Origin of the sequence: Actinosynnema sp. NPDC023658 (genome assembly GCF_040639995.1) — a bacterium.
Lineage (GTDB): Bacteria > Actinomycetota > Actinomycetes > Mycobacteriales > Pseudonocardiaceae > Actinosynnema.
On the sequence record NZ_JBFAAX010001185.1, the window covers coordinates 1 to 1,580 of the forward strand.

Sequence of the window (1,580 nt, forward strand, 5' to 3'; positions counted from 1 at the left end):
CCGTCCGCGTTCGTCGCGGGCGGCCCGGACGGCGTTCGAGCGCGGTCCTCGTCAGCCGGTCGTCGTCACCAGACGGAGTAGCTGTTGGTGCGGAAGTCCATGCCGCCGCTGGAGGACGTGATCTCGTAGCCGAACTGGACCTCACCGACCGTCACGTCACCGAACCAGCCACGACCGCGGATCCAGTCGAGCACGCCCTTGACGTTCACGGTGCCGGAGTTGGTGTTCCCGCGCCGGATGAACGAGAACACCTGGTTGGCGCCGTTGCTGCCGCGGTAGACGTCCCAGCTGTGGTTGCCCACGGTCGCGGTCGTCTGGTAGGACCCGATCGCACCGACCGGCCCGGTCTTGTTCACCCACAGCATGATCTCGTAGGCGTTGTTCTGACACCAGATGTCGTACGTCGTGGCGTACGCGCCCGCGTTCGGCACCGCGACGTCGAAGCTGCTGTTCAGGCTGCCGATCTGGCTGATCGGCCGACCGATGTTGCGGGCGACGTGCGGGTAGGACTTCACCCCGCCGGTGTTCGGGTGGTTGGCCCACACGCCCCAGTTGGCGTACGAGTTCGCCCAGATGCTCTGGTAGCCGGCGCCGCTGCCCCAGACGTCGTTGCGGACCGTGTAGCCGCCGTTCGACCACGTCGCCCACTTGTCCGCCGACGACCAGGTCGCGGCCTCGGCGCCGGGTGCGGCGACGGCGACCGTCAGCAGCGTCGTGCACGCCAGGACGATGGTTCGGATGACTCTCTTCATTGTTCTCCTCGTCGAGTTGATGAAGGACTTGCGCCGCGGCCTGCTCCCGTACCGTCAGGAGCCCGCCACTAACACCCGGACACCCCAGGCGTCCACCCCGGACCGCTCCCCGGCGCGGACGACGTCACCCGAGAGCACGTCGGTCAGGTCGCGGGGCACGGGGACCTCCACCGGCCGCCCGCTCCAGTTGTGGACGACGTGCACCCGGCGACCGCCCGGGGACCAGCCACGCGGTCGGCGCTCGGGCGAGGCCGCGCCCCGGCACCGTGCCGACGTACGTGACGCGGCCGGCCCCGTGGCGGCGGGTGGTGGCGGCGGGCCAACGGCCGAAGTGCGGGTGGTCGTACTCCGCGAGCACCTCGGCGTCCACCGCCGTCAGACCCTCCACCCAGCGGGTCGCCGTCGCACCGGGGGGCACGGCGAGCGGGCTGCCCGCCGGCGCGTGCACGGGCAGGGGAGTGGCGAGGTTGCTGAACTCGTCGTACCAGGCGCCCGCCGCGTCCACCAGCCGCGGCGGCGCGGGCGCCGGCCGCGCCCTCGCCTCGTGGTCCGCGTAGCCGGTCCGGGGACCGAGGACCAGGTGTCCACCGGCGTGGTGGTCCACGAACCGCTGGAACAGCCCGTGGTTGACGGATCACCGTGAACCTCGCCCCGGCCATCAGGTCGAGGTCGGTCTTCAACCGTTCGTGGGGCTGGTACTCGTGGTAGTACGCGGCGCCGAACAGGACGCGCGGGGGTGGAGCGGCCATGGCGGTGGTCCTCCGGACGTGATGCGTGCGGGGTGGACCGGCGGCGGGGGCCCGGCGCGGGCTCCGATCACCGGATGGG

At 71.6% G+C, this 1,580-nt stretch carries 2 protein-coding genes; both read right to left on the reverse strand.

Features of this window, described 5'->3' with window-relative positions; translation table 11 throughout:
* Positions 1 to 65: 65 nt before the first annotated feature.
* Positions 66 to 752 carry a hypothetical protein gene (locus AB0G02_RS39380; protein WP_360805374.1) on the reverse strand — a complete coding sequence of 229 codons (687 nt, stop codon included), beginning with the start codon at positions 750 to 752 and terminating at the stop codon, positions 66 to 68.
* A gap of 124 nt (positions 753 to 876) precedes the next feature.
* On the reverse strand, positions 877 to 1,356 hold the full coding sequence (locus AB0G02_RS39385) for a beta-galactosidase trimerization domain-containing protein (RefSeq protein WP_360805377.1): 480 nt from the start codon (positions 1,354 to 1,356) through the stop codon (positions 877 to 879).
* Positions 1,357 to 1,580 lie beyond the last annotated feature (224 nt).

Bases quoted from the DNA above. Each gene is read 5' to 3' on its own strand.
- AB0G02_RS39380 (WP_360805374.1), bottom strand. From the start codon at position 752: ATGAAGAGAGTCATCCGAACCATCGTCCTGGCGTGCACGACGCTGCTG.